We start from the raw sequence: 22,512 nt of genomic DNA, 5'->3' as shown, positions 1-22,512 counted from the left end.
GTCGCGGGTAGGCAGGGCAAGGGCGGCCGTTGAATGCCGGCCGCCACCGCTGGCCCGGATGGGACCGCGAGACGGGCGAAGTCTTGGCCCACTTCGGTAGCGGTGGCGTGTTCAGATTCCGGTGGTGGGCTCGCGTGGGAGGGGTCCTGGGGGCGTGAGCGGAGCGGTTGGCGTGGTGGCGTCGGTGCATGTCGTAGGCCTCACCGCCGGTCTGCTCGCCTACCTGGCCAGCCCGACCGGCCACGTCACCACCATCGATGTGGATGACGACATCATCGAGCGCCCGCACCTCACTGGCCGCCGCCGGCATCGAAGTGATTCATGCAGTCCGGGAAATGCCAGAACTTGAGAAAAGTCGGGACAAGCGTTTTGCGCAGGCGGTGGAACTATTACTCTCACTGACCGAAGTCCGCTGGCGAGGTCAATACCAGGCTGCTGATAGGCCAGACATCGACGCCCTAGCTGCCGAGGCAGAAGCGGCAGCATGGCGCTGCCAGAGTTCCGAGCTCGTGATCCGCACTAAGCTGCTGTGTGGCAAGACCCTACTCGTAACCCAAGGCTTAGTGCCTTCCCTGGGCAAGCTCCGCACGGCCGTGGATCTAGCCAAGCAGCATGCTGATCATGTCTCGCTCTTCGTTGCCCGTGTCGAGTATGGACGCCAAGTCTCCAAACGACGGTTGACTGACGGGCTTACTCAGTTGCAAGAGGCAGAGCACATGTACATCTCCGACCCACGTCTTCGCGACAGCGATGACCCGGTTCTCCGACGCACCCGCAACTTGGGAGAGATGCAACTTGGCATCACTCTCTTTGACAGTGGAGACCTCAGCGAGGCCTTGACTCGACTGCGCCGTTGCACCGAGCGGTTACGCGAGGATCCATTGAATGTAGAGCTGCCCATAGCACTCAACTACCTAGCCCAAGTGTACGAAGGCCTCGGCCTTCATGATCACGCCGAGGCGATCTTGTGGGAAGCTCTCAGCTTCGAGAGCGCCCGCGGAGGTGACAGTGGTTGGCACGCCTACAACACGGCCCTGCTCGCACGCCTTTTCGCAGAGCAATCAGCTGGCTACCCTCGAGCCCTTGAACTGATTACCGATGCGTGGGCGGAGACAGAGAGGACGCTGCTGGCCAACCTTATTCCCCTCGTCCGTAAGCTGTATGCCGAGATTCTGCTACTCGCTCCCAACAGATCCGAGCAGCTCCTTAAACAAGCAGAACAGTTGACCGTCGCCACCTGTGTCGAAACCCAGCGCAATGGCATGATCCGTAGCAAGATCGCAGCGCATTCCCTGCGTGGTCGTATTGCGCTGCGACAGAACGATGTGACTACTGCTCAGGAGCAGACCCGCGAAGCCGTACGCATTCTAGAAGAGGTCGGAGATATGCCGGCCTTACGAACGGAAGACGTCTTGTACCACGCTGCGGTCGCTATGGCTGCTGGAGACGAACAGGAGGAAGCTCTAGCCCTTCTTGGTAAGGCGCGGCGTGAGATAGCGCGTAAAGCAGAGCTAATTGCGGACAGCGCACTGCGAAGTAGCTTTCTTGCTCAGGTCCCCCTCAACCGCTCAATCCTCGCAGGTGAGGGGATCGGCCGATGGTGTTCTTAGGTGCATCAGCTATAACCCCATTCATCGGTTGCAAAGAATGAGTTTCTTTGACCTTGACCGTGCTGGTCACAGAGTCGTTGCGGTGGGCGGAGTCGGCCGGTAACGCGGCGAGGCCCCTGGTAGATCCGAAGTCGACCAAAACAACCGCACTGCCAGAATCTTTGGTGTTGTTCTATCGCGCTGCGCTGGATCCTGCCGCCCGCTACCCGCACCTTCGTGGCCGAGATGATCGAGTGCTGATCGCGCTGGCGAGCGCTGTCTTCCGGCGGCCAGGCGCTACTGGTGCTGGTGCACCTTCGCTGCAGCGAGACCTTCGCCCGCCTGGCCGCCACGTTCGGCGTCGGCGTCGCAAACGCGCACCGCTAGCGTCAGCGAGGTCATCCCCTGTTGGCTGACCTGACCCCGGACCTGCGGGAGGCGATGCGGATCGCACAGCGCAAGGCGTATGGAACCCGGACGGCACCCTGACGCCGATCGACCGGGCATCGGGCGAACGGCCGGTTGTACTACAGCGGCAAGCACCACCGGCACGACGTGAACATCCAGTTCCTGACCGGCCCGCACGGCCGGCTGATCTGGGCCTCGCCCGCGTTGCCGGGCTCGGCGCACGACCTGACCGCGGCCCGCGCACGGCATCATCGACGCGCTCACCAACCGCACGATCGCCTGCAACGCCGACAAGAGATACGTCGGAGCGTGCGGCGCAATCGGAATCCCCTTCAAACGCAGGAAGCGCCGTAAGCTCGGCAAACAAAGCCTCCTCGCCGTTCTCGACGACCTCCTCCAAGTGGGCCTGGTTGGGGTTGCCGGGGTATGTGGTGCGCTTGGGTGCGGCGGCGGTATTGCGCATCGCCGGGTGGGGACGTTGCTGGTCGAGGAAGAGTAATTACTTTAGATCAAGTCAGCCGTGTTGGTGACCTTGCTGACGGAGCCGTTGGCTGGCTGCCGCCCGAACCCGTCGTGTCCTTCCTTGGCTGGCAAGGAGGGCGAGGGCATCGGGTGATGTCAGGACTTCGACGGCCTTTCGCTGGAACCAGTCGGATGCCGCGGTGACTTCGGCGGCCACCCATGGTTCGTCCTGAGCGATAGCAGCCAGCAGCGTCCATTCGGTCAAGCGGCGGGTGAGAAAGTCCCGCTCTCCGATGACGCCGGTCATGGTGTGGACCCAGTCAGGAAACCGTTCGTCGGTCAGCAGGAGGCGTGCCCGGTCGTCGATGTGGCGGGCCACTGCGGACTGTGCCATCTCCTGGTCTGGGTCCTGCAGGATCTCGTTCACCAACGTGGGCTCATCGTCGGCGCCCACGGCGGCCAGGGCCCGCAGGTGGCAGGCGTAGCGGCGGTGCTCGTCCGGCTCGGCGGGGCCGTCAGTGGGGCTGCTCACGCGGCCGCTCCTTTGGGACGCTCGACAAGCCGGCTGCGGTCGTAGCGAGCCCCGGCGCGGACGAGGGCGACCCGGCGGGGGGCGTTCACTACGCGCCGGCGGGCCTGGGCCGGCTCGATCAGTTTGCACGCCATGGCCGACGCGGCGGCCCGCGAGCCGGGTCCTTTGGTGACCTTGGTGCGGTGCCGCATCGTGGCGAAGGTGCTCTCGATCGCGTTGATGCCGTGCGCGGGGGATGAGGTCCTGCACTGTCCTGACGGGCATCAAGTAGGTGTCCCCGGCCGGGACCCAGTAGGCGGTGATCTTCAACGCCACGATGGCGTGCGCGCCCTGCTGCGCCGCCTGGTACGCCAGGCGGTCGAGGCCGTGCCCGATCTCGGCCTCGTCCGTCCAGACCGGCCAGGCGCGCTCCACCGGCCCCGCGTTCGTGATCGGGACGCCATCGGTCGTGTAGATCGGAATCACCGGATCGTCTTCCCTGTCTCGGCACGTCGGACAGCGACCATGATGTCCGGGCGCCCGCGGCCTACGGCAGGGATCCCCGCCCGGACGTGAGCGTGAGGTCCCCAGGGGCGCGCGGGCGAGTTACCAGGGTTTGGTGGTCCTGTACTTGTTGCCGCCGCCGTTCTTGATCGACGGGGTGGAGCACTTGCCCCAGACCGGCGGGCTGCCCTTCCCGCCCCAAAGGATCATGGGCTTCTTCTTGTTGCCGTAGCTGTTGCCGTAAATGTTCTTGCTGAAGACGTTGCCCTTGCCGCACCCCTCGCCCTTCGTCGTGTCCCGCCACTCGCTGAACGTGGCATAGGAGCCCGAGCGATAGAACTTGTTGCCACTGACGAGGTTGTTGCTGCTGACGCGGACGCGGACGGGGTCGCCCGTCACGTACTCGAACCTGTTGCCGGAGATCGTGCTCCTCGAAGTCCGGACGAGATAGATGCCGTGCATCTTGCCCGAGTTCTTCAATTTGGAGAACAGATTGTTCTTGATCTTCAGCCCGGAGGAGCTCTCCGTGTGAATTCCGCCGTACCCTTTGGAACCGCTCAGATTCTTGAAGACGTTCCCGGTGATGGTGATATTCGTGTTGCCCTTCAGCCTGATCCCGTTCGGGGCGTTCTGAAACGTCTTGCCGGAGATGGTGAAGCTCCCGTACCCGGCCTTGATGCACAGGAGGTAGGTCGCGCAGGTCGTCTGGCCGGGGTAGCGGGCGGCCCGCGCGGTGTTCATCCGCGACCCGTCGAAGACGACGCGGCCCGTGCCCGGGGCGGTGTCGAAGACGATGCTCGACCCCTTCGGGGAGTAGTCCCAGACGATGGGCTCGGTGAGGTGGTGGACGCCTCCGACGATGAGCAGCCGCACGTGCTTGACGCCCCGGCGCTTCGCGACGTCCTGGACCTGCCGGAAGGACGTGAAGGCCGTGGACTTGGCATTTCCATCCCGTTTCGCGAGGCCGGACACGCCGGATTGGCCGGGGTCGACGAAGAAGACCACCTCGCCTGGCGCGGCGTTCGCCGGGGCGGCGAGCGCGGCGCCGGCCAGCACCACCGCGGCCGACATCGAAAGAAGCACAGTTCTGCGCATGTCCTCGCCCTTTCCCACCGTGAACGTTTTCTTGGCAGGATTAAACCCGGCTCCCCCGGATCCCGTCCAGCCGGAAAGGAATTCGCTCCGGCCGGAAGACCCCGCCCATGATCATGATCACGGATGAGAGGAGCCTGCTCGCCGGTTCCGGCGGGCCGGTGACCCGGAGCCGGATCAGCCGCGACCTGGAAGTGCTCGGCCTCGGCCGCGGCGATGCGGTCATGTTCCACACCCGCATGTCCGCCATCGTCTGCGTGGCCGGCGGGCCGCAGACCGTCATCGGCGTGCTCGGTGACGTGGTGGGACCGTGGGGCACGCTCATGACGTACTGCGGCTGGAACGACGCACCGCCCTATGACTTCGTCACCTGGCCTCAGCCCTGGCAGGACGCTCTGCGCGCGGAGCACCCCGCCTACGACCCCGGTCTCAGCGAGGCCGACCACGGCAACGGACGTCTCCCCGAGGCCCTGCGCCGGTGGCCGGGGGCGGTGCGCAGCCGGCACCCGGACGTCAGCTTCGCGGCCCTGGGGGCGGCGGCCGACTTGACCGCCGACCATCCGTGGGACGACCCTCATGGCGCGAACAGCCCGCTCGCGCGGCCGGTGGCCCATAACGGCCGGGTCCTGCTGCTGGGCGCTCCCCTCGACACCATGACACTGCTGCATCACGCGGAGGCGCCCGGCAAAAGGTTCGTGGACTACGAACAGCCCATCCTCGTGAACGGCCGGCGGGTCTGGCGCCCTTCGGCACGCCACAGCGAAGTTCAGGGAAGATCAAGTCTATTGCGCTCTCCCGCAATTGACGTCCCGCCGGGAGCGGCAGCGTGCAACCCACCGTAAACAAGGAGGCTCGTCTGTTCCCCAGCGAGCCGAGCTAATCAGGGTTATCGGGGGATGGCGGTTCAGTGAGTGGACGGGCTGGTGGCGTGAGCGTGTGCCGGTGGCATGGCCAGATACCCCCAAGGTGGCGGGCAAGGCGGTCATCGTCAGCGCGCACTACGACAGCGTCCCCGGCTCGCCCGGCGCCAACGACGACGGCAGCGGAACCGTCTTGTGCCTGGAACTGGCCCGCGTCCTGAAGCGGCTCCCCACCCAGCAGGCCGTCTGCGTCTGCCTGTGGAGGGCGGAGGAGAACGGCCTGGTCGGCGCCCGGCACTACGTGAGGCAACTCGACGACGCGGGCGCCGAGCAGATCACCGGCTGCTTCCAGAACGACATGGTCGCCACCAGCCACCCGCAGGCGGGCACGTACTGGCTACTGCCGGTGGACGGCGCGGACGACACCACCACGGCCGCCGTGAACGCCGCCGCGCAGCGGCTCGGCTACGCCGACCAGAGCAAGGGCCCCACCGCCCGGGGCTCCAGCGACCACGAGGCCTTCTACGAGCGCGGCATCCCGGCGGGCAACTTCAGCTGGCGCGGCGGTGAGTCGCCCAGCCGGCTGGAGCCCCTCTCCACACCCCCGAGGACACGATCGCCCAGAACGTCAGCCCGGAACGCCTCTGCGTCTCCCTCGAACTGATCGGCTGCGCCCTCTACGACGTGGCCCGCCGCAAGAGACGCGGAACCCGGCCGGACACGCTCGGCGTGTCCGGCCGGTTCGCGCCCGAGCGCGGGCACCAGCACACGGAGGACATGAGCCGGAGACCTGTCAGGGCCCTGTGCGGGTTCTCCGGGGCCGCTCGGTCGCGGCCGTGATGTTCTCCCGCATCGTGGCGAGGGACACCGGAGCACGCAGCGCCTTCCGGCAGGCGATCACCACTCGGGGCCAGTTGACCGCGACCGCACCGGCGAACTCCCCGGCGGGGTCGGCGTACAGGACCGCGAAGCCGTGGTCCGGATCGGCGCCGGGGAGGATGACGTGGTCAAGGCCTCCGCCCGTGCGGCCGACCATCTGGATCCGCCAGTCGTACTGGTCGGTCCATGCGTACTCGACTGGGTCGTGTGCCTGGAGATCGTCCGGGTGCGTGATGTTGTGGGCGACGCGCTCGGCCTGCTCGACGGCGTTGGTCCAGTGTTCGGCCCGGACGAGCCGGCGGCGCCGGGGATGGAACCAGCGGGCGACGTCGCCCACGGCGTGGACGTTCGATGCACCGCGCGCCCGGCTGTACCGGTCGCACACGACGCCGTCCGCGACGGTCAGTCCCGAGCCGCGGACCCACTCGTCGTTCGGCACCGCGCCGATGCCCACGACCACCGTGGCCGCGGGAAGGCGGGATCCGTCGTCCAGCCCCACCACGAGCCCGCCGTCGACGGCCTCGACGCCCGTGACCGCTGCCCCGAACCGGGTCCGCACCCCGCGGTCGGCATGGAGGCGGGCGAAGCGCCGGGCGACGGCGGGACTCAGCACGCGGCCGAGCGGAGCGCGCGCCGGGTCGACGAGCGTCACGTCGGCGAGACCCATCGCAGTGGCGGTCGCCGCGACCTCGGCGCCGATGAAGCCGGCGCCGACGACGACCAGCGGCCCGCCGCACCTCAGGTCCTCGCGCAGCGCGACCGCGTCGTCCAGGGTCCGCAGCACGTGCAGGCCGGGCGGGGCGCCCCACGGGGAGGGACGTGGCCGGGCACCGGTGGCCACGACGAGCTCGTCGAACGCCAGGCGCCGGCCGTCGGCAAGTTCGACCGCACGTCCGGCCACGTCCACGGCGGTCGCGGGAGTCCCCAGCTCCAGCCGTATCCCGGCGGCGTCCGCCGTGTCCTCGCCGAGCAGGGTCAACTCCCCGCGGGTCGCCGTTCCGGCGAGGAAGGCCTTGGACAGCGGCGGCCTGTCGTAAGGCAAGTGCTCCTCGGCGCCCACGAGAACGATCTCGCCCGCGTGCCCGGACGAACGCAACGCTCTGGCGGTGCGCACGCCCCCGACCGAGGCGCCGACGATGACGACGGTCGACACGCTCACCCCGGGCTCACGCGGATGCGCCGATCGAGGCGTACCTGGTCTCCAGGTACTCCTGGACACCGAGCTCGCCGCCCTCGCGGCCCAGGCCGGACTGCTTCACGCCGCCGAACGGCGCCGAGGCGTCGGAGACGTGTCCCCGGTTCACCCCGACCATCCCGCACTCCAGCGCTTCGACGGCCCGGACGGCGCGATCGAGGTCCCGGGTGTAGACGTAGCCGACCAGACCGGACTCGGTGTCGTTGGCCAGAGCGAGGCCCTCCTGCTCGGTCGAGAACCGGTACACCGCGGCGGCGGGGCCGAAGATCTCCTTCCGTGCGATCTCGGCGGAGGGCGGGACCCGATCCAGCAGGACGGGCCTGAGGAACGCGTCACCGGGGCCGGCCGCGCCGTAGTGGACGACGGGCTCCGCGCCGTGCGCCACGGCGTCGTCGACCAGCCCGACCGCGCGATCCCGCTGCGCTTCGTTGATCAGCGGCCCGAGGGTCGATCGCGGATCGTCCCCCGGGCCGACGACCTGGGCGCGCAGCCGCTCGGCCAGTCCGCCGACGAACCGCGACGCGACCGAGTCGGCGACGATGAAGCGGTTCGCCGCGACGCAGGACTGCCCGCCGTTGCGCAGCTTCGCCGCGACCGCGCCCTCGACGGCCGCGTCGACGTCGGCGTCGTCGAAGACGACGAAGGGCGCGTTGCCCCCCAGCTCCATGGAGGTTCGGAGCACGCCGGGCGCGGCCAGCGCCAGCAGCCTGCGGCCCACCTCGGTGGATCCCGTGAAGGAGAGCTTGCGGATCCGCCGATCGCCCAGGACCGCCTCGACGAGCGGGCCGGGCCGGCTCGTGCCCAGCACGTTGACCACCCCCGCGGGCAGCCCCGCCTCGGCCATCACGCGGGCGAGGAGCAGAGCCGACAGCGGTGTCTCCTCCGCGGGTTTGAGGACGACCGTGCAGCCCGCCGCGAGCGCCGGCGCGACCTTCCGGGTGATCATCGCGAGGGGGAAGTTCCACGGTGTCACCAGCAGGCACGGCCCCACCGGCCGGTTCAGGGTGAGATGGCGCGCGGTGCCGTCCGGTGCCGTGCGGAAGGTACCGGTGAGGCGGACGGCCTCCTCCGAGTACCACCGCAGGAAGTCGGCGGCGTAGGCGACCTCGGCACGCGACTCCGCCAGCGGCTTGCCCATCTCCAGGGTGATGAGCGCGGCGAAGTCCTCGGCCCGGTCGTGGACGGCCGTGAAGACCTCGTGCAGCAGCGCGGCCCGTCGCCGAGGCGATGTCGCCGACCACCGCGGGAACGCCGCCGCCGCCGCGTCCAGGGCGTCCGCCGCGTCCTCGACGCCGGCGTCCGCGACGGTCGCGATGACTTCCCCGGTCGCGGGGTCGAGGACGGGGAACCTCGTACCCCCGCGGGACTCCCGCCACTCCCCGCCGACGAGCATCCCGGTCGGCGGGGACGCCGACCCGGGGGTCCGCTGGCCGACGGTGTCAGTTCCTTGCTGCATCGGACGTCCTTCAGTAGCCCTGTGTGGTGTCCGCCGGCCGCCGGTGCGGCCGGGGGTTGGTGCACGCGGTCCCGCGCGCCCGAGACCGCGCGGTCAGTCGGACGCGACCAGGTTCACGTCGCTGTGGCCGGCCGAGCCGGACCGGGCCTCGGCATAGGAGGCGCGCAGGTAGGCGATGTCGTTGCTGCCGCACTCGGCGCAGATGGGGGCGCGGTCGGGCGTCGCCGGGTTGCGGTCCATCTCCTGAGCGATGTAGTGCCGTTCGCACGAGGCGCACAGGACCCTGGCCTCCCAGGGGTTCTCGACCTCCGAGCGCGGGTCGAACGGGCGGCGCAGCACGACCTGCCGCTCGCCGGTGGCGAAGCGGCCGGCCGCGTACATGACCGCCGCGAGCACGAACGTGATCGGCGCGGACCACGTCGCACCGAACGAGCCCGCCGCCTGGACCAGGGTGATACCCGCCGCCGACGCGGCGAGCCAGGAGAGCAGGCCCACGGCGTTGAAGGCGGGGATCCGGCCGGGCCTGAACTCGAACTCCTCGGCCGGGCGCCGGTCGCGCCGGGCGAACGCCAGGTACACCAGCGCGATCGCGACCCACGCCACGACGAAGACGCCCTGCCACTGCAGTGACTTCAGCAGGTAGGAGATCGGGTTGGTGAGCATGAGGCCGAACGCGGCGATGCCGACCAGGACGACCCAGGCGCGCCGCGACAGGTGGATCTTCAGCGCGCGGGCGAAGAAGCTCTCGGCGTTGATGCTCGCGAGGTAGTAATTGGCCGTGTTGATCCTGGTCTGGCTGATCCACACCAGCGCCACCCCGAAGATCCCCGCGAGTTTCACGATGCCCTCGACCGCGGAGAGCTCGCTGAGCGGAGCGTTGGTCACCAGGGTGTGGGCCAGGTAGATGCCGACGACCGCGTTGACCACCAGGGTCAGGATGTAGAAGAGGGGGCCGAAGGTGAGCCGCCGGTGGTACGCGGCGTCGCCCGTCTTGGCCAGCCGCGCGTAGTCCCAGGTGAAGGGGATCATGATCCAGACGCCCATGTAGGTCGTGAACGCGAAGAACCATCCGGGCGCGTGCAAGTTCGTGTCGGCCACCGGGCCGGCCGTGAGCCAGTCGTTGGAGTAGCCGTGGCGCGCCACCGCCCAGATCACGACCACGATGAGCCCGATGTAGTAGAAGGGCAGGAGGATGCCGTTGATCTTGTCCAGCCACTGGCGCACCCCGCCGATGACGATGGGGATGCTGTAGGCGGCCACGACGAAGTACCAGAGCTGGATGGAGCCCCAATCGGTGTACTGGTGCAGCACTGACGCGATGACGGAGCCCTCGAACACGCCGTAGTAGAGCGCGGTGGCCCCGATGATCAGTGGTGCGACCACCGACCCCAGGTAGCCGAACAGACAGCGCGAGAACAGCGCGCTGGAGATCCCGGTGCGTGCGGCGTAGCGGCTGATCAGCCCGCCGATCACGCTGTAGGCGATGACGGAGAGTCCGAGCCCGATCAGGGTGTCCACGGTGCCCGCGACGAGGGCGACGGTGGCGCCGACGATGAGCCAGAACATCGCGCTCGCGAAGGCGTACCAGGCCATGAGCAGCGACACGCGGCCGGAGCGCCACGTGAAGGGGGCGACGTGCAGCGCGTAGTCCTCCGTCGCGGCGTTGCGCACGACCTCCGGGTCGTCGTGGTCGATGATGTGGAGCGGTCTGTTTCCCGGTGCCAGGCGTTCGCTCATGGCCGTCTCCTTGGAGAGATCTCGTCGGGTGGGTGACGATTCGGTTCGTGGGGTTCGTCGGTTGCGGGGTCGTCGAGACGGCGGAAGCCGGTGAGGACGAGGAATTCCTCGCGGCTGCCGCCTGGGGAAAGCGCGTCGCCTTAGTCGCCGATGGCCGATCGCCCGGCGAACGTGCGCCGGAAAGGCCCGGGGTCGTCGACCGCGATGCTCACGTGGCCGTCCTGGAGAGTGAGCCGGATCTCCCGGGCCGCGCCCGCCCCGCTCCCGCCGGCGCCCGCGACCAGCTCGGAGGCGACCCGCAGGGCCTCGTCGATCAGGTCGGAGGCCAGGCCCCAGCGGAGCAGGGTGTCGCGCGTGTGCCGGTGGGCGGCGGCCGCCGGCCGGGTCGTCCCGGTGAGGTCGAGCCGGCTGGTCCGCGACCCGGTGACGCAGCTCGTGTACGTCCGGCCGGCGGGCCGAGCGGCGGCGTTGGATTTGCTCATGATCTGTTCCTTGAATTGCCGGCTGGACACGTTCCCCGGCAGAGATAACCGCCGGCACGCCTTTCACTGACGTTCTCGATGGGACGCTCGGTCGAAATCGAACGAACGCGGTGAGGGGGTCCACGATCAGATGTGAAGTGCTTGATCAGGGTGTAATCCCTGGTCGTCGCCCTAGATACTCGCCCCGGCCTTTGGGGCGGGCAATAGTGAAGAGTGAGAGAACCGGGTGATCGGATTGTGCAGGTCTCCGACCGCTGCGTCCCGTCGCCGGGCTCGCGCGTGGCCGGCCGTCCCGCCCAGGACCGGTGAGCCGCCGGCCGGCTGACGGTGCGGCCCCTTCCAGATCCCGGACGTGGGCTCGAATCCACAGCCGGTGTGTGGGAGACCTGAACAATCCGATCGTGTCGTTCTCTCACTCTTCACTATTGCTTGCTCTAGGGGCCCGGACGAGTATCTAGGGCAACGACCAGGCATGACGTCTGAATCGGGCACTCCCGGGGCGCCCGCCCCGGCCCGAACACCTAGGTGCAGGAGGTGCGGGATGGCATCGCGCGTCGCGGTGGACGTCGGCGGTACCTTCACCGACGTCTGCGTCCTTGGGGAGCACGGGGAAGCGCCCCGCGTGGCCAAGGTGCCGACGACGGCCGGCTCCCCGATCGACGGTGTGATGCGCGGCATCGCACAGGCCGGCGCGGATCTGGCCGACACCTGGTTCTTCTGCCACGGCACCACCGTCGCCACCAACGCGCTGCTCAATCGCACGTTCCCCCGTGCCGCCCTCGTCACGACGCGTGGATTCCGCGACGTGATCGAGATCAGGAGGGGGACGAAGGAAGACCTGTGGGACGCCTACAAGGACGTCGCCCCTCCCTACATCGCGCGCCGCGACCGGCTCGTCGTCACCGAACGGGTCGATGCGACCGGCCGGGTGATCGAGCCACTGGACATGCGCGAGGCCCGCGAACTGGTCGAGACGCTCCGGCGCAGGCAGGTCCGGACGGTCGCCGTCTGCTTCGTCAACTCCTACGTCAACCCGGTGCACGAGATCGCGATGATGGAGTTCCTGCGCGCGGAGCTGCCCGACGTCGCCGTCTCGGTCTCCAGCGCGGTGCTGGACGAGATCCTCGAACACGAACGCTTCTCGACGACCGTGGCCAACGCCCTGCTGTCACCGTTGATCGGCCACTACGCGGCGAGCCTTGAGCAGAGGCTGGCGGAGTCCGGATACGCCGGCAGGCTCCATCTGATGCACGGCGGCGGAGGCGTGATGACGACGCAGGCCGCGCAGCGGCACGCCGCGCGCCTCGCGTCCTCGGGCCTCGCGGCGGGCGCGGTGGCGAGCAGGCACATCGCGCTGGCCTGCGGCTATGAGAACTCACTCGGCCTCGACATAGGCGGTACCAGCGCCGACATCTCCATGGTGTCCGGCGGCGAACTGAAGATCACACGGAACTGGTCGGTGGACTTCGGGCACCCGATCTGCTTTCCGAACCTCGAGGTGCTGACCATCGGAGCCGGCGGCGGCTCGATGGCGTGGGTCGACGACGGCGGCGCGCTGCGCGTCGGCCCGCAGTCGGCCGGCGCGGATCCCGGCCCCGCCTGCTACGGGCTCGGCGGCACGGCGGCGACCACGACCGACGCCCAGCTCGTCCTGGGGCAGATCGACACCTCGCTGGCCGCGGGGTCGCAGATCCTCGACGTCGAGCTCGCCAGGCGGGCGGTGCGCCGGATCGCCAAGGAACTGAGCTGTTCGCTCGAGGACGCCGCGGTCGGCATCCTGCGCGTCGCGTCGGCGAATCTGGCCGACGCCTTGAAGATCGTGTCGATCCGCCGCGGGCAGGACCCGCGCGACTTCGCGCTCGTCGCCTTCGGCGGCGCCGGCCCCATGCACGCGGTCCACCTGGCCCGCGAGCTCTCCCTCCCGGCGGTCGTGATCCCACCGCATCCGGGTGTCACCTCGGCGTTCGGGTGCCTGCTCGTCGACATCAGGCACGACTCCAGCGCCATGTTCATCCGCGAGGCGCACGCGGCCGACCCGTACGAGATCGAATCGACGTTCCTGAGGTTGGAGTCGCACGCCCGTAAGAGCCTCCTCGATGACGGCGTCGAGACCGAGCGGATCAGCATGCAGCGGTTCATCGAGATGCGGTACCGGGGGCAGTCGCGCTCGATGCCGATCGCCGTGGACCAGCCGGTCCGGGCGATCGACGGCCTGGTCGAGAAGTTCCACGTCCAGCACCGCGGCGAGTTCGGATTCAGCCGCGACCACTCCGATGTCGATCTCTTCCAGCTGTCGGTCTCGGCCCTGGGCGTCATCGACAGGCCGCGGTTCGGGGTGGCGGGCCGCGGAAACGGCAGGCCGGTCGAACCGGTGGGGCGGCGGATGGTCAGGTTCGTCGAGCCGCGATGCCGGCTGGAGACACCGGTGTACGACCGGTCCGACCTCTACCCCGGCGTCGAGGTCACCGGCCCCGCGGTCATCGCCCAACCCGACGCGACGACGCTGGTCCCCCCGGACTGGACGGCGCTGGTCGACCCGATGGAGAACCTGCGCATCTCCATGAACGCGGACAGGTAGGCATCATGGCGAATCAGCGGGCACTGCTGCAGATGATCGAAGACGACCGGGCGGACGACCTCGACCCGGTGACGGCCGAAGTCCTGCGGAACGCGTTCATGACCGCCGTAGACCTGATGGCCGAACAGCTGCTGCGCACCTGCCACTCCTTTGTGATCCACGCACGCGACTTCTCCGGCGGGCTGTGCGACGCCGCCGGAGACACCGTCGCGCAGGGCAGCCAGGATGTCGCCGTGCAGGTGGGAACGCTGCACTTCGCCGCGAAAGCGGTGCTCGACGCGTTCCGCGGCGACATCTATGAGGGCGACGTGTTCATCCTCAACGATCCGTACTGCGGCGGCACGCACTTCAACGACGTCAGGGTCCTGCGGCCGGTCTTCAGCGAGGGCGCGCTGATCGCCGTCGCCCAGTGCAACGGCCACTGGGCCGACGTCGGCGGCTCCGCGACCGGCTCCTTCGACCCCAGCGCGACCGAGCACTTCGGAGAGGGGCTCCGGATCACCCCGGTCCGGATCTGGTCGCGCGGACGCTACCTGGCGGACGTCGGACGGCTCATCGCCTCGAACACGCGGTCCCCGGAGGACGCCGAAGGGGACCTGCGCGCCCAGGCCGAGGCGACCCGGGTCTGCGAGCGCGAGGTCCACCGGCTCATCGAGCGCTACGGCCGGCGGACGGTCATCGCGGCGTTCGGGGCGTCCCAGGCCTATGTCGAACGCGTCGTGCGCCGGCGGCTGTCGAAGCTGCCCGACGGGTCGTGGGAGGCGGAGGACTTCATCGACGGCGACCCGGGCGCGGGCGAGGGCCTGGTCCCGATCAAGGTGCGGATGCGGATCTCCGGGGACAGTGTCCACTACGACCTCGGCGGATCGCATCCCGCCATCGGAAGCTTCCTCAACTCGGCCTTCGGCGGCAGCTTCTCTGCCGTGATCGCCGGAACCAAGCCCTTCTTCCCCGACGTGGCGCTCAATTCCGGTTTCTACCGGGCCGTAACGGTGGACTTCGGCCCCCGCGGGACGGTCGTCAACGCGTCCTGGCCCACCGCGGTCACCGGGTTCTACGCGGGGCCGTACGAGAAGATCGTGAACGCCATCTTCCGGATCTGGTCCCAGATCATGCCGGGGCGCGCGATCGCCACCTCGTTCAATCTCGAATACCTGCTCCTCGGCGGAAGGGACGTGCGCCACCACGGCCAGGAGCAGTTCATGTACTACGACTGGATGGCCGGCGGCTGGGGCGGGCGCAACGGGAAGGACGGGTCCAGCGCCACGGCGTCGATCTTCGGAGTCGGCCACGCCCTGCAGTCGACCGAGATGCAGGAGCTCACCTCCCCCATCGTGACCCGCACCTGCGAGCTGAAGACCGACTCGGGCGGGCCGGGCGAGTTCCGCGGCGGGCTCGGAATGGTGAAGGAGGTGATCCTCACCGACTGCGAGGGGGCGGTGATGTCCTACTGCTCCGACCGCGCCAGATCGGTGATCATCGGCAGCCTCGGCGGGTCGCCCAGCTGCCCGCACGGCCTGTGGGTCAACCCGGGTTCCAGCGGCGAGAGGTACCTGGGCGCCCTGGCGTCGCGGGTCCCGGTCGTTCCCGGGGACTCGCTGGAGCGGCCTTCGGCAGGCGGCGGCGGGTACGGCGATCCCCTCCGCCGGGCCCCGGGGGCCGTCCGCGAGGACGTCATCGACGGCTACGTCTCGATCGACCGGGCCCGTAAGGACTACGGCGTGGTGGTGGTGCGCGACGCGGACGACCCGGACCTGCACCGGGTCGACGAGGTCGCGACCGCCGCCGAGCGCCGGAGACTGCGGGCGACCCGGGCGGGTCTCCTGGAGACCGACCCGGTGCGCGTCGCCCAGCGGTACCGGGACGGCGAGCTGACCGCCTACGACCTCGTCCGGCAGTACGGCGTGATCGTCGACTGGGGCTCGGGCGAGCTTCTTCCGGAAACCACCCAGAAATATCGCGCGATCCTGCGCGAGCGCTGCTGCTCGCATTGGCTCGCCGAGTAGCGGCACGAATTCCTGACAAAACATGGTCGCCATTCCCGGGCGTGAGCGCGCGGGAAAATCGAGAGGAGCGGTTCCTTATGGCGCTGCTGGAACGATCAAGTTGGTACGACATCGCCCGCGACACGAACTGGACGCCGCGGTACGTCGAGATCGACGAGCTGTTCCCGCCGGACCAGAGCGATCCCTACGGGATCCCGGTCGAGGAGTGGGAGTCCTTCGACGAGCCCTACAAGGTCTCGTACCGCGAGTACGTGAGCGTGCAGCGCGAGAAGGACGCGGGCGCCTACTCGGTGAAGGCGGCGCTCGCCCGTTCCCGCTACTACGAGGACGCCGACCCCGCCTACCTCAGCATGCTCAAGCTGCACTACGGGGCGATCGCCCTGTCGGAGTACGCGGCGTGCCAGTCCGACGCCCGGATGACCCGCTTCTCGAAGGCCCCGGGAATGCGGAACATGGCGACGTTCGGCATGCTCGACGAGATGCGGCACGGGCAGATCCAGCTGTACTTCCCGCACCAGCTGGTGACCCTCGACCGCCAGTTCGACTGGGCCCACCAGGCGCACCACAGCAAGAACTGGGCCGCGATCGCCGGCCGGCACGCGCTCGACGACGTGATGATGACCCGGGACGCGGTGACGACCTCGGTCATGCTCAACTTCGCGTTCGAGACCGGCCTGACCAACATCCAGATGATCGGCCTGTCGGCGGACGCGGCCAACATGGGGGACTACACATTCTCCAACCTGATCACCAGCATCCAGTCCGACGAGGCGCGGCACGCGCAGATCGGCACTCCGGTCCTGGAGATCCTGATCAGGAACGGGCGGAAGGCGGAGGCGCAGGAGGCCGTCGACATCGCCTTCTGGCGGATCCACAGGCTCTTCGCGATCCTCACCGGCATCCCGATGGACTACTGGATCCCGCTCGACAAGCGCGACCGCTCCTTCAAGGAGTACATGACCGAGTTCGTCGGCGAGCAGTTCGAGCGCCAGCTGCTCGACCTCGGGCTGGAGCGCCCGTGGTACTGGGACATCTTCCTCGAGGACGTCGAGACCCACCACCACTGCCAGGCGGCCGCAACGTGGGCATGGCGCAACACGCTGTGGTGGAACCCGACGGGCAACGTCGGCCCCCGCGAGCGGGCCTGGCTGGAGAGCAAGTACCCCGGCTGGAACGACACGTTCGGACGGTACTGGGACGTGATCATCGAGAACATCCGCGCGGGGCACCCGGAGAAGTCCGAGGCGATCGGCATGCCGGCCATATGCAACATGTGCCAGATCCCGATCTCGAACAAGGGCGGAACGGTCTGGCAGGCCCGCGCGCACCAGCTGGACCACGAGGGCCGGCTGTACAGCTTCTGCAGCACCGTCTGCAAGTGGATCTTCGAGCTCGAGCCCGACCGGTACAAGACCTTCGACACCATCGCCGACCGGATGTACAACGGCGAGATCTCCCCCAACACGCCGGAGAACATCCTCAGATACATGGGCGCCGGCGTCATCAGCCCCGGCGGGACCGACGCGCACGACCTGGCCTGGGCGCACGCCTGACGGCACGCCCCGCCCCCCGCACCGGCCGGGGGCGCGGGCCGCGGCCCGCGCCCCCGGCCGTCCTTCAGGAACGAGAGGAGACCGAGATGTCTACGCCCCTTGCCGTGATCGGACGGCTCCAGTACGACGCGCACACCCGGATCATCGACGTCGAGACCGGTTACACGATGGACGAGGTCGTGGAGGCCTGCCTGGCTCCCGCGGTGGGATACCAGGCCCGCCACCCCAAGCCGGGCGCGACCCTGCTGGTCCGGCTGACCACCGACACCGACGACGCGGCGCCCTTCCCGCGGACGATGACGGTCGAGGAGGCCGGACTCCGGCACTTCCAGCAGATCGACGTGTTCGTGGCGGAGGGCGAGTGAACGGCGCCGGGTCCGCCGACCTTCCCGCGGGGGTCGGGTCGGCGGACCGGCGCAGGGAGGGCGGGGATCGGACGGCCTCCGCGCCGGAGGCCGAGTTCCACGAGGTCTGCGCGGAGGACGACCTGTGGGCAGGGGAGATGCGGCTCTGCTCGGTCGCCGGTGTCAAGGTGCTTCTGCTGCGCACCGATGACGGTGACATCCGCGCCCTGCAGAGCATCTGCCCGCACCAGGAGCATCCGCTCGAGAACGGCGACTTCGACGGCACGACTTTGATCTGCGCGGCCCATCTCTGGGAGTTCGACGCGTGCTCGGGTCAGGGCGTGAATCCGGACGACGCGGAACTCGCCCGGTACCCGGTCGAGGTCCGCGAAGGCAACGTCCTCGTGTCGGTCAAGGGAATCAAGCGAAAGTACTCGCACGCCTGAGACGGTGACCGCCGATCACCTCGTCGAGGCGAGAACAGGACAGAACATGACCACCACACCGGTGCACGGCGGGTCGAATCTCGCCGGCCCGCTGTTTCGCGGCGGCGACATCTCCGTCGTGGCCGTAGAGGCGATCGAGCAGGACAACCCGGACAAGGAGATCCACGTCGCCGACCACCGGACTTACGTCCGGGTCGAGGCGGAAGGGGGACTGGTGATCCGGCGCCGGACGATGGAGCAGCTGCTCGGCCGGACGTTCTCGATGCAGGAACTGGAGGTCAGCCTGACCGGCTACTCCGGTCAGATCGAGACGCACGACGAATACATGCGCTGGTACTTCCTGAAGCAGTCCTGACGTCCACCCCTGAAGGAAAAGACCGAGGAGAAACCCATGAGCGATGCCAACGACGTCTCCAGGCCATTGAAGACGTGGAGTCACCTGGCGAAGAACCGGCGCCGGCCGACCGAGTACGAGATCGTCTCGACCAAGCTGCTCTGGAGCACCGACGACGAGGCCCCCTGGGCCATGGGGCCGGATGTGCCGCTGAGCAAGTGGTACGTCAAATACCGCAATGAATCGCCCCTCAGGCACGCCGACTGGGACGGTTTCCGGGATCCCGACCAGATCGTCTACCGGACGTACAACATGATCCAGGACGGGCAGGAGTCGCATGTCGACGGCCTGCTCGACGACCACAGCAAGAACGAGCACGACAGCGGCATGTCCGACGAGTGGGTCGCCCAGCTGGCGCGCCTCTACACGCCGAGCCGGTACCTGCTGCACACCGTGCAGATGTCGGCCGCCTACCTCGCGGCGCTCGCACCGTCGAGCACGATCGAGAACTGCTTCATCTTCGAGTCGGGCGACCACCTGCGGTGGGTCTCGCGCGTGGCCTACCGGACGGCGGAACTCGCCACCGCCCATCCCTCGGCCGGGTTCGGCCGTCAGGAGCGCGCCCGCTGGGAGGACGACGAGGCGTGGCAGGGATTCCGGGAGCTGATGGAGCGCGCGCTCGTCGCGTGGGACTGGGCCGAGCAGTTCGTCGCGGTCAACCTCGTGGCCCGGCCGGCGATCGACGCGGCCATGCTCCGGGCGCTTTCGGCCGTCGCCCAGGAGAACGGGGACACGCTGCTGGCCCTGCTGTGCCGTGCCCAGCTCGTCGACAGCGACCGGACCCAGAAGTGGTCGCGGGCGCTCGTCGACTACGCCCTGGAATCCGCTGACCACGGGAAGGCGAACCGCGACCTGGTCCGCGGCTGGCTCGACAAGTGGGGCGCGCTCGCCGACCAGGCCATCGACGCGTACTGCGACGTGCTGGTGCCCGGCAGCGATCTCGGCGCGGAGGTGAAGAGGACGGCGGCGAGCGCCAGGGCCTCGTTCGTCCAGGAGCCGGTCGCCGCCCGATAGCCCGGTCGCACCGGACCGGTCTCCGAGAGGCGGTCCCGCGGCGGCGCGACCCTGCGGGGCGCCGCGGGCCATGCCGCCGGGCCGGTCCGGTTCCCGCCCGAGTTCAGCCCCCTGACCAGCGAATTCAGGATGGATCCAACCCGCCGCACGCCGTAGAGTGTCGAGAACGCTCCCGTCAACGTGTCGTTTAGGGACGAGTGCGATGTTCACTATCGGAGACCTGCAACGCAACGTCGATCTCGGGCTCCAGCTGACCGTCGGGGGCAACCGGGCCAAGACCGCGGAGATCGCCCGTGCCGAGGTGCTGCAACTGGGACGGCTCCCGGCGGCCGAGCACCGGGCGGTGCTGCTGCTCACCAGCGGGCTGCCCGAGGGGGCGGGTCCCGGCAGCGCGGAGGCGCTCGTCGCGGCCGCGAAGGCCGCGGGCGCGGTCGGAATCGTCCACACGCTGGCGGCGGGCGCCGACCAACCGCCCGAGGCGATGGTGGCGGCCGCCGGAGCCGCGGACCTCCCGCTGCTCTCGGCTCCGGCCGACTCCTCCCTGCGCGCCATCAAGGACGCCGTCAACGAACGTGTGGCCCGCAGCGAGCTGGTCCTCTACCAGCAGTTGCTCGCGCTGCAGTCCAGCCTCATCGCCGCCGTGTCGACGCCCGATCCGACGGACTCGCTGCTGCGCCGCCTGGGCGCCCTGGTCAACAGCACGGTGATCCTCTACTACCCGGACGGGCGGCTCCTCGCCGCCACGGGGGACGGCCCCGCGAGCGTCATCTGGCAGCGGATCGACAAGTCTTCCCAGGAGCGGCAGCAGTTCACCGTCGGGCAGTGGCACGTCGTGGCCTCTTTGATCAACGGGCCGGAGGAGGCGCACCGCTGGATCGTGCTGGCGAGGCGCGGCCATCCCACCTCGCAGGAGATCGTGTCCCAGCTGATCACGACTGTCGAGCAGTTGCTCGACGTCATCGCCCTCAGCCGGCGCGCCGCGGCGAACGAGGAGGCGCTGCAGCGGGCCGACGTCCTCCAACGGCTGGTCTCGAACAACGGCTACGAGAAGTTCGGCTGGGACCATGTCCGCCGGTTCGGGTTCGAGCCGCACGGTCCGTGCTTCGTCGCCGCCATCGCCCTGCCGAACTGGAGCCAGCGGCGACTCGACCCGGACCTGCATTCGCAGCAGCTGAGGGACGTCACGCAGATCCTGCGGGGGTTGGTCTCCAACTCCTCCTCGCCGCACCTGGTGGGTTCCCACGAGGGCGTCGCGGTCGTGATCCTGCAGTGCTCCGACAGCCGCCTACTCGACGAGTCCGTACGCGTCCTGCGGGCCCGCGACCTCCAGGCGTCGGCGGGCATCGGTCGCAGGGTGGCCTCGCTCGACCTGATCGGCAACAGCTACCGGGACGCGCGGCTGGCGCTGACCCGCAGCCTGCACCGCCCGGCCGACGGCCCCGCGGTGCAGCGGTTCGAGGACTTCGCCGTCGCCGACATCGCCGTCAGCACCGCCGACGAGGACCAGCTGATACGGCGGTCGCACGACCTGCTCGCCAAGATCGAGGGCAGCGAACACCTCCTCGAGACGTTGATCGTCTACTTGGAGAACGACCTCAGCATCAACGACACCGCGAACGTGCTGAACATCCACCCCAACTCGGTGCGGTACCGGATCGGCCGAGCCGAGGAGCTGATCGGCGGATCGCTGCGCTCGCTGCCGACCATCGTCGACGTCTTCCTCGCCGTCCAGGTCATCGCGCGCAACAGGGCGGGCTCGGTCTTCACCCTCCACGACGACCGGACCGGCCACGCCAAGGCGGCACTGGGCTAGTAGACCGCTCAACGCGAGGCCAGCATCTATAGCAGCGCCGGTGAGGCCGGCCTTGAAGCCGCCTAGGAGGGTTTGTTGGTCGGATGGGGTGTTCTGGTGCTGGGAGACCACGCCGTAGACCCATCCGCCGATGGCGGCGCAGCCGACGACTGCGGTGCCGCCGGTGGCGGCGGCGCAGAGGCCGCCTGCTGCGATTCCGGCGATAGTGGCCTGGTGTTTCTTCAGAAAGCCGCCGACCTTGCCGACCTTGCAGCTCCAGCCGCACGATTTCTTGACCGGTACCGGGTTTCCGCCCCCGCTGCCTTTGCAGCCGACCCAGCAGCCGCCGCCCCTCCTCTTCTGAAGGAGTTGTGGTGCTGGTTGGCGTCGTCCCAGCTCGCGTGCTCCGTAGTTGGCGTAGCTGCTGGGCCCTGGCCGGAAGCCGTCGTCGCGGTACTGGCCGGTGGGGTCGGCGTGGTCGACGGGTTGTTGCCGGCGTAGAAGTAGCCGTTGGCGGTTAGAGGGTCACCGCCGCCGGTGACGGGGTCGGCGCTGAGGAACCGGCCGGTGACCGGGTCGTACTCCCGCGCGCCCAAGTGGGTCAAGCCAGTGGTGGTGTCCTTGGTGCCGCCGACGTAGCCCCTGTCCATGAGCGTGGGCCAAACACCGATCGGGCTGCTGCGCTCGTTGCCGAAAGGCGCGAACCGGCGGACGCTCCAGTTGTCCTGGTAGACGGCGTTGACGGTGGTGTCGGCGCTGCCCTGGTATTCGGGGACGAGGAACTGGACGGTGGAGCTGGAGACACCCGTCCGGTAGGCGACGTTCTGACCGGCGTGCCTGTAGTGGCGGACCGCGGTGATGGGCCCCGCCCGCAGACACCTTCACTTCCTGCCTGGGCAGCTAGAGGGTCATGCCGTTGGTGTCCCTGCGGATCAGGCGGTTGCCTGCGGCGTCATAGACCAGTTTCTGGCCGGGCGGGTGGTGGTGTTGCCGACCTTGTCGTAGGTGTACAGGTCGGTGGTCTCGGTGGTCCCGTCGTTTCCGCTGAGCGACTTCAACGCGTGCCGAGTTGGCGACACCGCTGTCGCCCAGAGGCGCGGGATAGGTGTAGGTCCGCCCCTCGGCGGCAGACGACTCCGGCTCCGACTCGCCCGCCGGCGGCCTCGGTGAGCGAGCCGCTGATGGGCTCGCCCGTCCCGACGTCCACGAA

At 68.9% G+C, this 22,512-nt stretch carries 22 protein-coding genes and 1 pseudogene; 14 read left to right on the top strand and 9 right to left on the bottom strand.

Features of this window, described 5'->3' with window-relative positions; translation table 11 throughout:
• Positions 1 to 263 precede the first annotated feature (263 nt).
• The 3 genes from AB0C87_RS08890 to AB0C87_RS08880 all read left to right on the top strand — a co-directional run bounded on the left by AB0C87_RS08890 (position 264) and on the right by AB0C87_RS08880 (position 2,351).
• Positions 264 to 1,610 (top strand): hypothetical protein, encoded by a 1,347-nt coding sequence (locus tag AB0C87_RS08890; RefSeq protein WP_360576998.1) that lies wholly within the window; start codon positions 264 to 266, stop codon positions 1,608 to 1,610.
• A 255-nt stretch (positions 1,611 to 1,865) separates the two neighbouring features.
• Positions 1,866 to 1,976 carry a transposase family protein gene (locus tag AB0C87_RS08885; RefSeq protein ID WP_353831565.1) on the top strand — a complete coding sequence of 37 codons (111 nt, stop codon included), beginning with the start codon at positions 1,866 to 1,868 and terminating at the stop codon, positions 1,974 to 1,976.
• A 135-nt stretch (positions 1,977 to 2,111) separates the two neighbouring features.
• Positions 2,112 to 2,351, top strand: a complete 240-nt coding sequence (locus AB0C87_RS08880) for a transposase family protein (RefSeq protein ID WP_353831511.1) — start codon at positions 2,112 to 2,114, stop codon at positions 2,349 to 2,351.
• A gap of 160 nt (positions 2,352 to 2,511) precedes the next feature.
• Here the strand turns inward: AB0C87_RS08880 and AB0C87_RS08875 are convergent, their stop codons facing one another.
• Both AB0C87_RS08875 and AB0C87_RS08870 read right to left on the bottom strand, forming a co-directional pair.
• Positions 2,512 to 2,991, bottom strand: coding sequence for a hypothetical protein (locus tag AB0C87_RS08875; RefSeq protein ID WP_353831512.1), 480 nt, complete (start codon positions 2,989 to 2,991; stop codon positions 2,512 to 2,514).
• Positions 2,988 to 3,203 (bottom strand): annotated as a pseudogene (locus tag AB0C87_RS08870) (IS256 family transposase); the annotation flags it as partial. The gene AB0C87_RS08875 and the pseudogene AB0C87_RS08870, both read right to left, overlap by 4 nt.
• 86 nt (positions 3,204 to 3,289) lie before the next feature.
• Between AB0C87_RS08870 and AB0C87_RS08865 the strand changes: the two are divergent.
• Positions 3,290 to 3,445, top strand: a complete 156-nt coding sequence (locus AB0C87_RS08865; RefSeq protein ID WP_345180082.1) for a hypothetical protein — start codon at positions 3,290 to 3,292, stop codon at positions 3,443 to 3,445.
• A gap of 131 nt (positions 3,446 to 3,576) precedes the next feature.
• Here the strand turns inward: AB0C87_RS08865 and AB0C87_RS08860 are convergent, their stop codons facing one another.
• Complete coding sequence (locus AB0C87_RS08860) at positions 3,577 to 4,569, bottom strand: right-handed parallel beta-helix repeat-containing protein (protein ID WP_360576997.1); 993 nt, start codon at positions 4,567 to 4,569, stop codon at positions 3,577 to 3,579.
• Positions 4,570 to 4,676: 107 nt separating this feature from the next.
• On the opposite strand from AB0C87_RS08860, the gene aac(3) reads away from it, so the two are divergent.
• Together aac(3) and AB0C87_RS08850 are read left to right on the top strand one after the other, a co-directional pair.
• Positions 4,677 to 5,408, top strand: coding sequence for an aminoglycoside 3-N-acetyltransferase (gene aac(3) / locus AB0C87_RS08855; protein WP_353831514.1), 732 nt, complete (start codon positions 4,677 to 4,679; stop codon positions 5,406 to 5,408).
• Positions 5,409 to 5,508: 100 nt separating this feature from the next.
• Positions 5,509 to 6,090 carry a M20/M25/M40 family metallo-hydrolase gene (locus AB0C87_RS08850; protein WP_353831515.1) on the top strand — a complete coding sequence of 194 codons (582 nt, stop codon included), beginning with the start codon at positions 5,509 to 5,511 and terminating at the stop codon, positions 6,088 to 6,090.
• 129 nt (positions 6,091 to 6,219) lie between these two features.
• Here the strand turns inward: AB0C87_RS08850 and AB0C87_RS08845 are convergent, their stop codons facing one another.
• The 4 genes from AB0C87_RS08845 to AB0C87_RS08830 form a co-directional block, all read right to left on the bottom strand.
• The gene (locus AB0C87_RS08845; RefSeq protein ID WP_353831516.1) at positions 6,220 to 7,464 is read right to left on the bottom strand and encodes an FAD-dependent oxidoreductase; all 1,245 of its coding nucleotides are present in this window, start codon (positions 7,462 to 7,464) and stop codon (positions 6,220 to 6,222) included.
• Between the two features lie 7 nt (positions 7,465 to 7,471).
• Positions 7,472 to 8,893 carry an aldehyde dehydrogenase family protein gene (locus AB0C87_RS08840; protein WP_353831566.1) on the bottom strand — a complete coding sequence of 474 codons (1,422 nt, stop codon included), beginning with the start codon at positions 8,891 to 8,893 and terminating at the stop codon, positions 7,472 to 7,474.
• A 156-nt stretch (positions 8,894 to 9,049) separates the two neighbouring features.
• Positions 9,050 to 10,693 (bottom strand): hypothetical protein, encoded by a 1,644-nt coding sequence (locus AB0C87_RS08835; protein WP_345180075.1) that lies wholly within the window; start codon positions 10,691 to 10,693, stop codon positions 9,050 to 9,052.
• Between the two features lie 140 nt (positions 10,694 to 10,833).
• A complete protein-coding gene (locus AB0C87_RS08830) occupies positions 10,834 to 11,175 on the bottom strand; it encodes a hypothetical protein (RefSeq protein ID WP_345180074.1) in 342 nt (113 codons plus the stop codon).
• 541 nt (positions 11,176 to 11,716) lie between these two features.
• Between AB0C87_RS08830 and AB0C87_RS08825 the strand changes: the two genes are divergently transcribed.
• The 8 genes from AB0C87_RS08825 (at position 11,717) to AB0C87_RS08790 (ending at position 21,323) form a co-directional block, all read left to right on the top strand.
• Positions 11,717 to 13,753 (top strand): hydantoinase/oxoprolinase family protein, encoded by a 2,037-nt coding sequence (locus tag AB0C87_RS08825; protein WP_345180072.1) that lies wholly within the window; start codon positions 11,717 to 11,719, stop codon positions 13,751 to 13,753.
• 5 nt (positions 13,754 to 13,758) lie between these two features.
• Positions 13,759 to 15,759 carry a hydantoinase B/oxoprolinase family protein gene (locus AB0C87_RS08820; protein WP_353831518.1) on the top strand — a complete coding sequence of 667 codons (2,001 nt, stop codon included), beginning with the start codon at positions 13,759 to 13,761 and terminating at the stop codon, positions 15,757 to 15,759.
• A 77-nt stretch (positions 15,760 to 15,836) separates the two neighbouring features.
• A complete protein-coding gene (locus AB0C87_RS08815; protein ID WP_353831519.1) occupies positions 15,837 to 17,312 on the top strand; it encodes a YHS domain-containing protein in 1,476 nt (491 codons plus the stop codon).
• Between the two features lie 86 nt (positions 17,313 to 17,398).
• The gene (locus tag AB0C87_RS08810; protein WP_345180068.1) at positions 17,399 to 17,677 is read left to right on the top strand and encodes a toluene-4-monooxygenase system B family protein; all 279 of its coding nucleotides are present in this window, start codon (positions 17,399 to 17,401) and stop codon (positions 17,675 to 17,677) included.
• Positions 17,674 to 18,102, top strand: a complete 429-nt coding sequence (locus tag AB0C87_RS08805; RefSeq protein ID WP_353831520.1) for a Rieske 2Fe-2S domain-containing protein — start codon at positions 17,674 to 17,676, stop codon at positions 18,100 to 18,102. Before AB0C87_RS08810 ends, AB0C87_RS08805 begins: the two co-directional genes overlap by 4 nt.
• 46 nt (positions 18,103 to 18,148) lie before the next feature.
• Positions 18,149 to 18,457: an MmoB/DmpM family protein gene (locus tag AB0C87_RS08800; RefSeq protein WP_339153614.1), complete on the top strand. Its 309-nt coding sequence runs from the start codon at positions 18,149 to 18,151 to the stop codon at positions 18,455 to 18,457.
• 36 nt (positions 18,458 to 18,493) lie between these two features.
• Positions 18,494 to 19,510, top strand: a complete 1,017-nt coding sequence (locus tag AB0C87_RS08795; RefSeq protein WP_339153615.1) for an aromatic/alkene monooxygenase hydroxylase subunit beta — start codon at positions 18,494 to 18,496, stop codon at positions 19,508 to 19,510.
• Positions 19,511 to 19,712: 202 nt separating this feature from the next.
• Positions 19,713 to 21,323: a helix-turn-helix domain-containing protein gene (locus AB0C87_RS08790; RefSeq protein WP_345180063.1), complete on the top strand. Its 1,611-nt coding sequence runs from the start codon at positions 19,713 to 19,715 to the stop codon at positions 21,321 to 21,323.
• Between the two features lie 221 nt (positions 21,324 to 21,544).
• Here the strand turns inward: AB0C87_RS08790 and AB0C87_RS08785 are convergent, their stop codons facing one another.
• The gene (locus tag AB0C87_RS08785) at positions 21,545 to 22,162 is read right to left on the bottom strand and encodes an RHS repeat-associated core domain-containing protein (RefSeq protein ID WP_360577142.1); all 618 of its coding nucleotides are present in this window, start codon (positions 22,160 to 22,162) and stop codon (positions 21,545 to 21,547) included.
• Between the two features lie 72 nt (positions 22,163 to 22,234).
• The gene (locus tag AB0C87_RS08780) at positions 22,235 to 22,381 is read right to left on the bottom strand and encodes a hypothetical protein (RefSeq protein ID WP_360576996.1); all 147 of its coding nucleotides are present in this window, start codon (positions 22,379 to 22,381) and stop codon (positions 22,235 to 22,237) included.
• Positions 22,382 to 22,512 lie beyond the last annotated feature (131 nt).

This window comes from Actinomadura sp. NPDC048021 (genome assembly GCF_040653135.1).
Taxonomy (GTDB): Bacteria; Actinomycetota; Actinomycetes; order Streptosporangiales; family Streptosporangiaceae; genus Spirillospora; species Spirillospora verrucosospora.
This window is presented reverse-complemented; position numbering and strand designations above follow the sequence as displayed.

Excerpts from the sequence above, each read along its gene's own strand:
- AB0C87_RS08790 (WP_345180063.1), top strand. The coding sequence starts at position 19,713 with ATGTTCACTATCGGAGACCTGCAACGCAACGTCGATCTCGGGCTCCAG.
- AB0C87_RS08820 (WP_353831518.1), top strand. The coding sequence starts at position 13,759 with ATGGCGAATCAGCGGGCACTGCTGCAGATGATCGAAGACGACCGGGCG.
- AB0C87_RS08830 (WP_345180074.1), bottom strand. The coding sequence starts at position 11,175 with ATGAGCAAATCCAACGCCGCCGCTCGGCCCGCCGGCCGGACGTACACG.
- AB0C87_RS08825 (WP_345180072.1), top strand. The coding sequence starts at position 11,717 with ATGGCATCGCGCGTCGCGGTGGACGTCGGCGGTACCTTCACCGACGTC.
- AB0C87_RS08835 (WP_345180075.1), bottom strand. The coding sequence starts at position 10,693 with ATGAGCGAACGCCTGGCACCGGGAAACAGACCGCTCCACATCATCGAC.
- AB0C87_RS08815 (WP_353831519.1), top strand. The coding sequence starts at position 15,837 with ATGGCGCTGCTGGAACGATCAAGTTGGTACGACATCGCCCGCGACACG.
- AB0C87_RS08840 (WP_353831566.1), bottom strand. The coding sequence starts at position 8,893 with ATGCTCGTCGGCGGGGAGTGGCGGGAGTCCCGCGGGGGTACGAGGTTC.
- AB0C87_RS08860 (WP_360576997.1), bottom strand. The coding sequence starts at position 4,569 with ATGCGCAGAACTGTGCTTCTTTCGATGTCGGCCGCGGTGGTGCTGGCC.
- AB0C87_RS08890 (WP_360576998.1), top strand. The coding sequence starts at position 264 with ATGACGACATCATCGAGCGCCCGCACCTCACTGGCCGCCGCCGGCATC.
- AB0C87_RS08810 (WP_345180068.1), top strand. The coding sequence starts at position 17,399 with ATGTCTACGCCCCTTGCCGTGATCGGACGGCTCCAGTACGACGCGCAC.
- AB0C87_RS08795 (WP_339153615.1), top strand. The coding sequence starts at position 18,494 with ATGAGCGATGCCAACGACGTCTCCAGGCCATTGAAGACGTGGAGTCAC.
- AB0C87_RS08800 (WP_339153614.1), top strand. The coding sequence starts at position 18,149 with ATGACCACCACACCGGTGCACGGCGGGTCGAATCTCGCCGGCCCGCTG.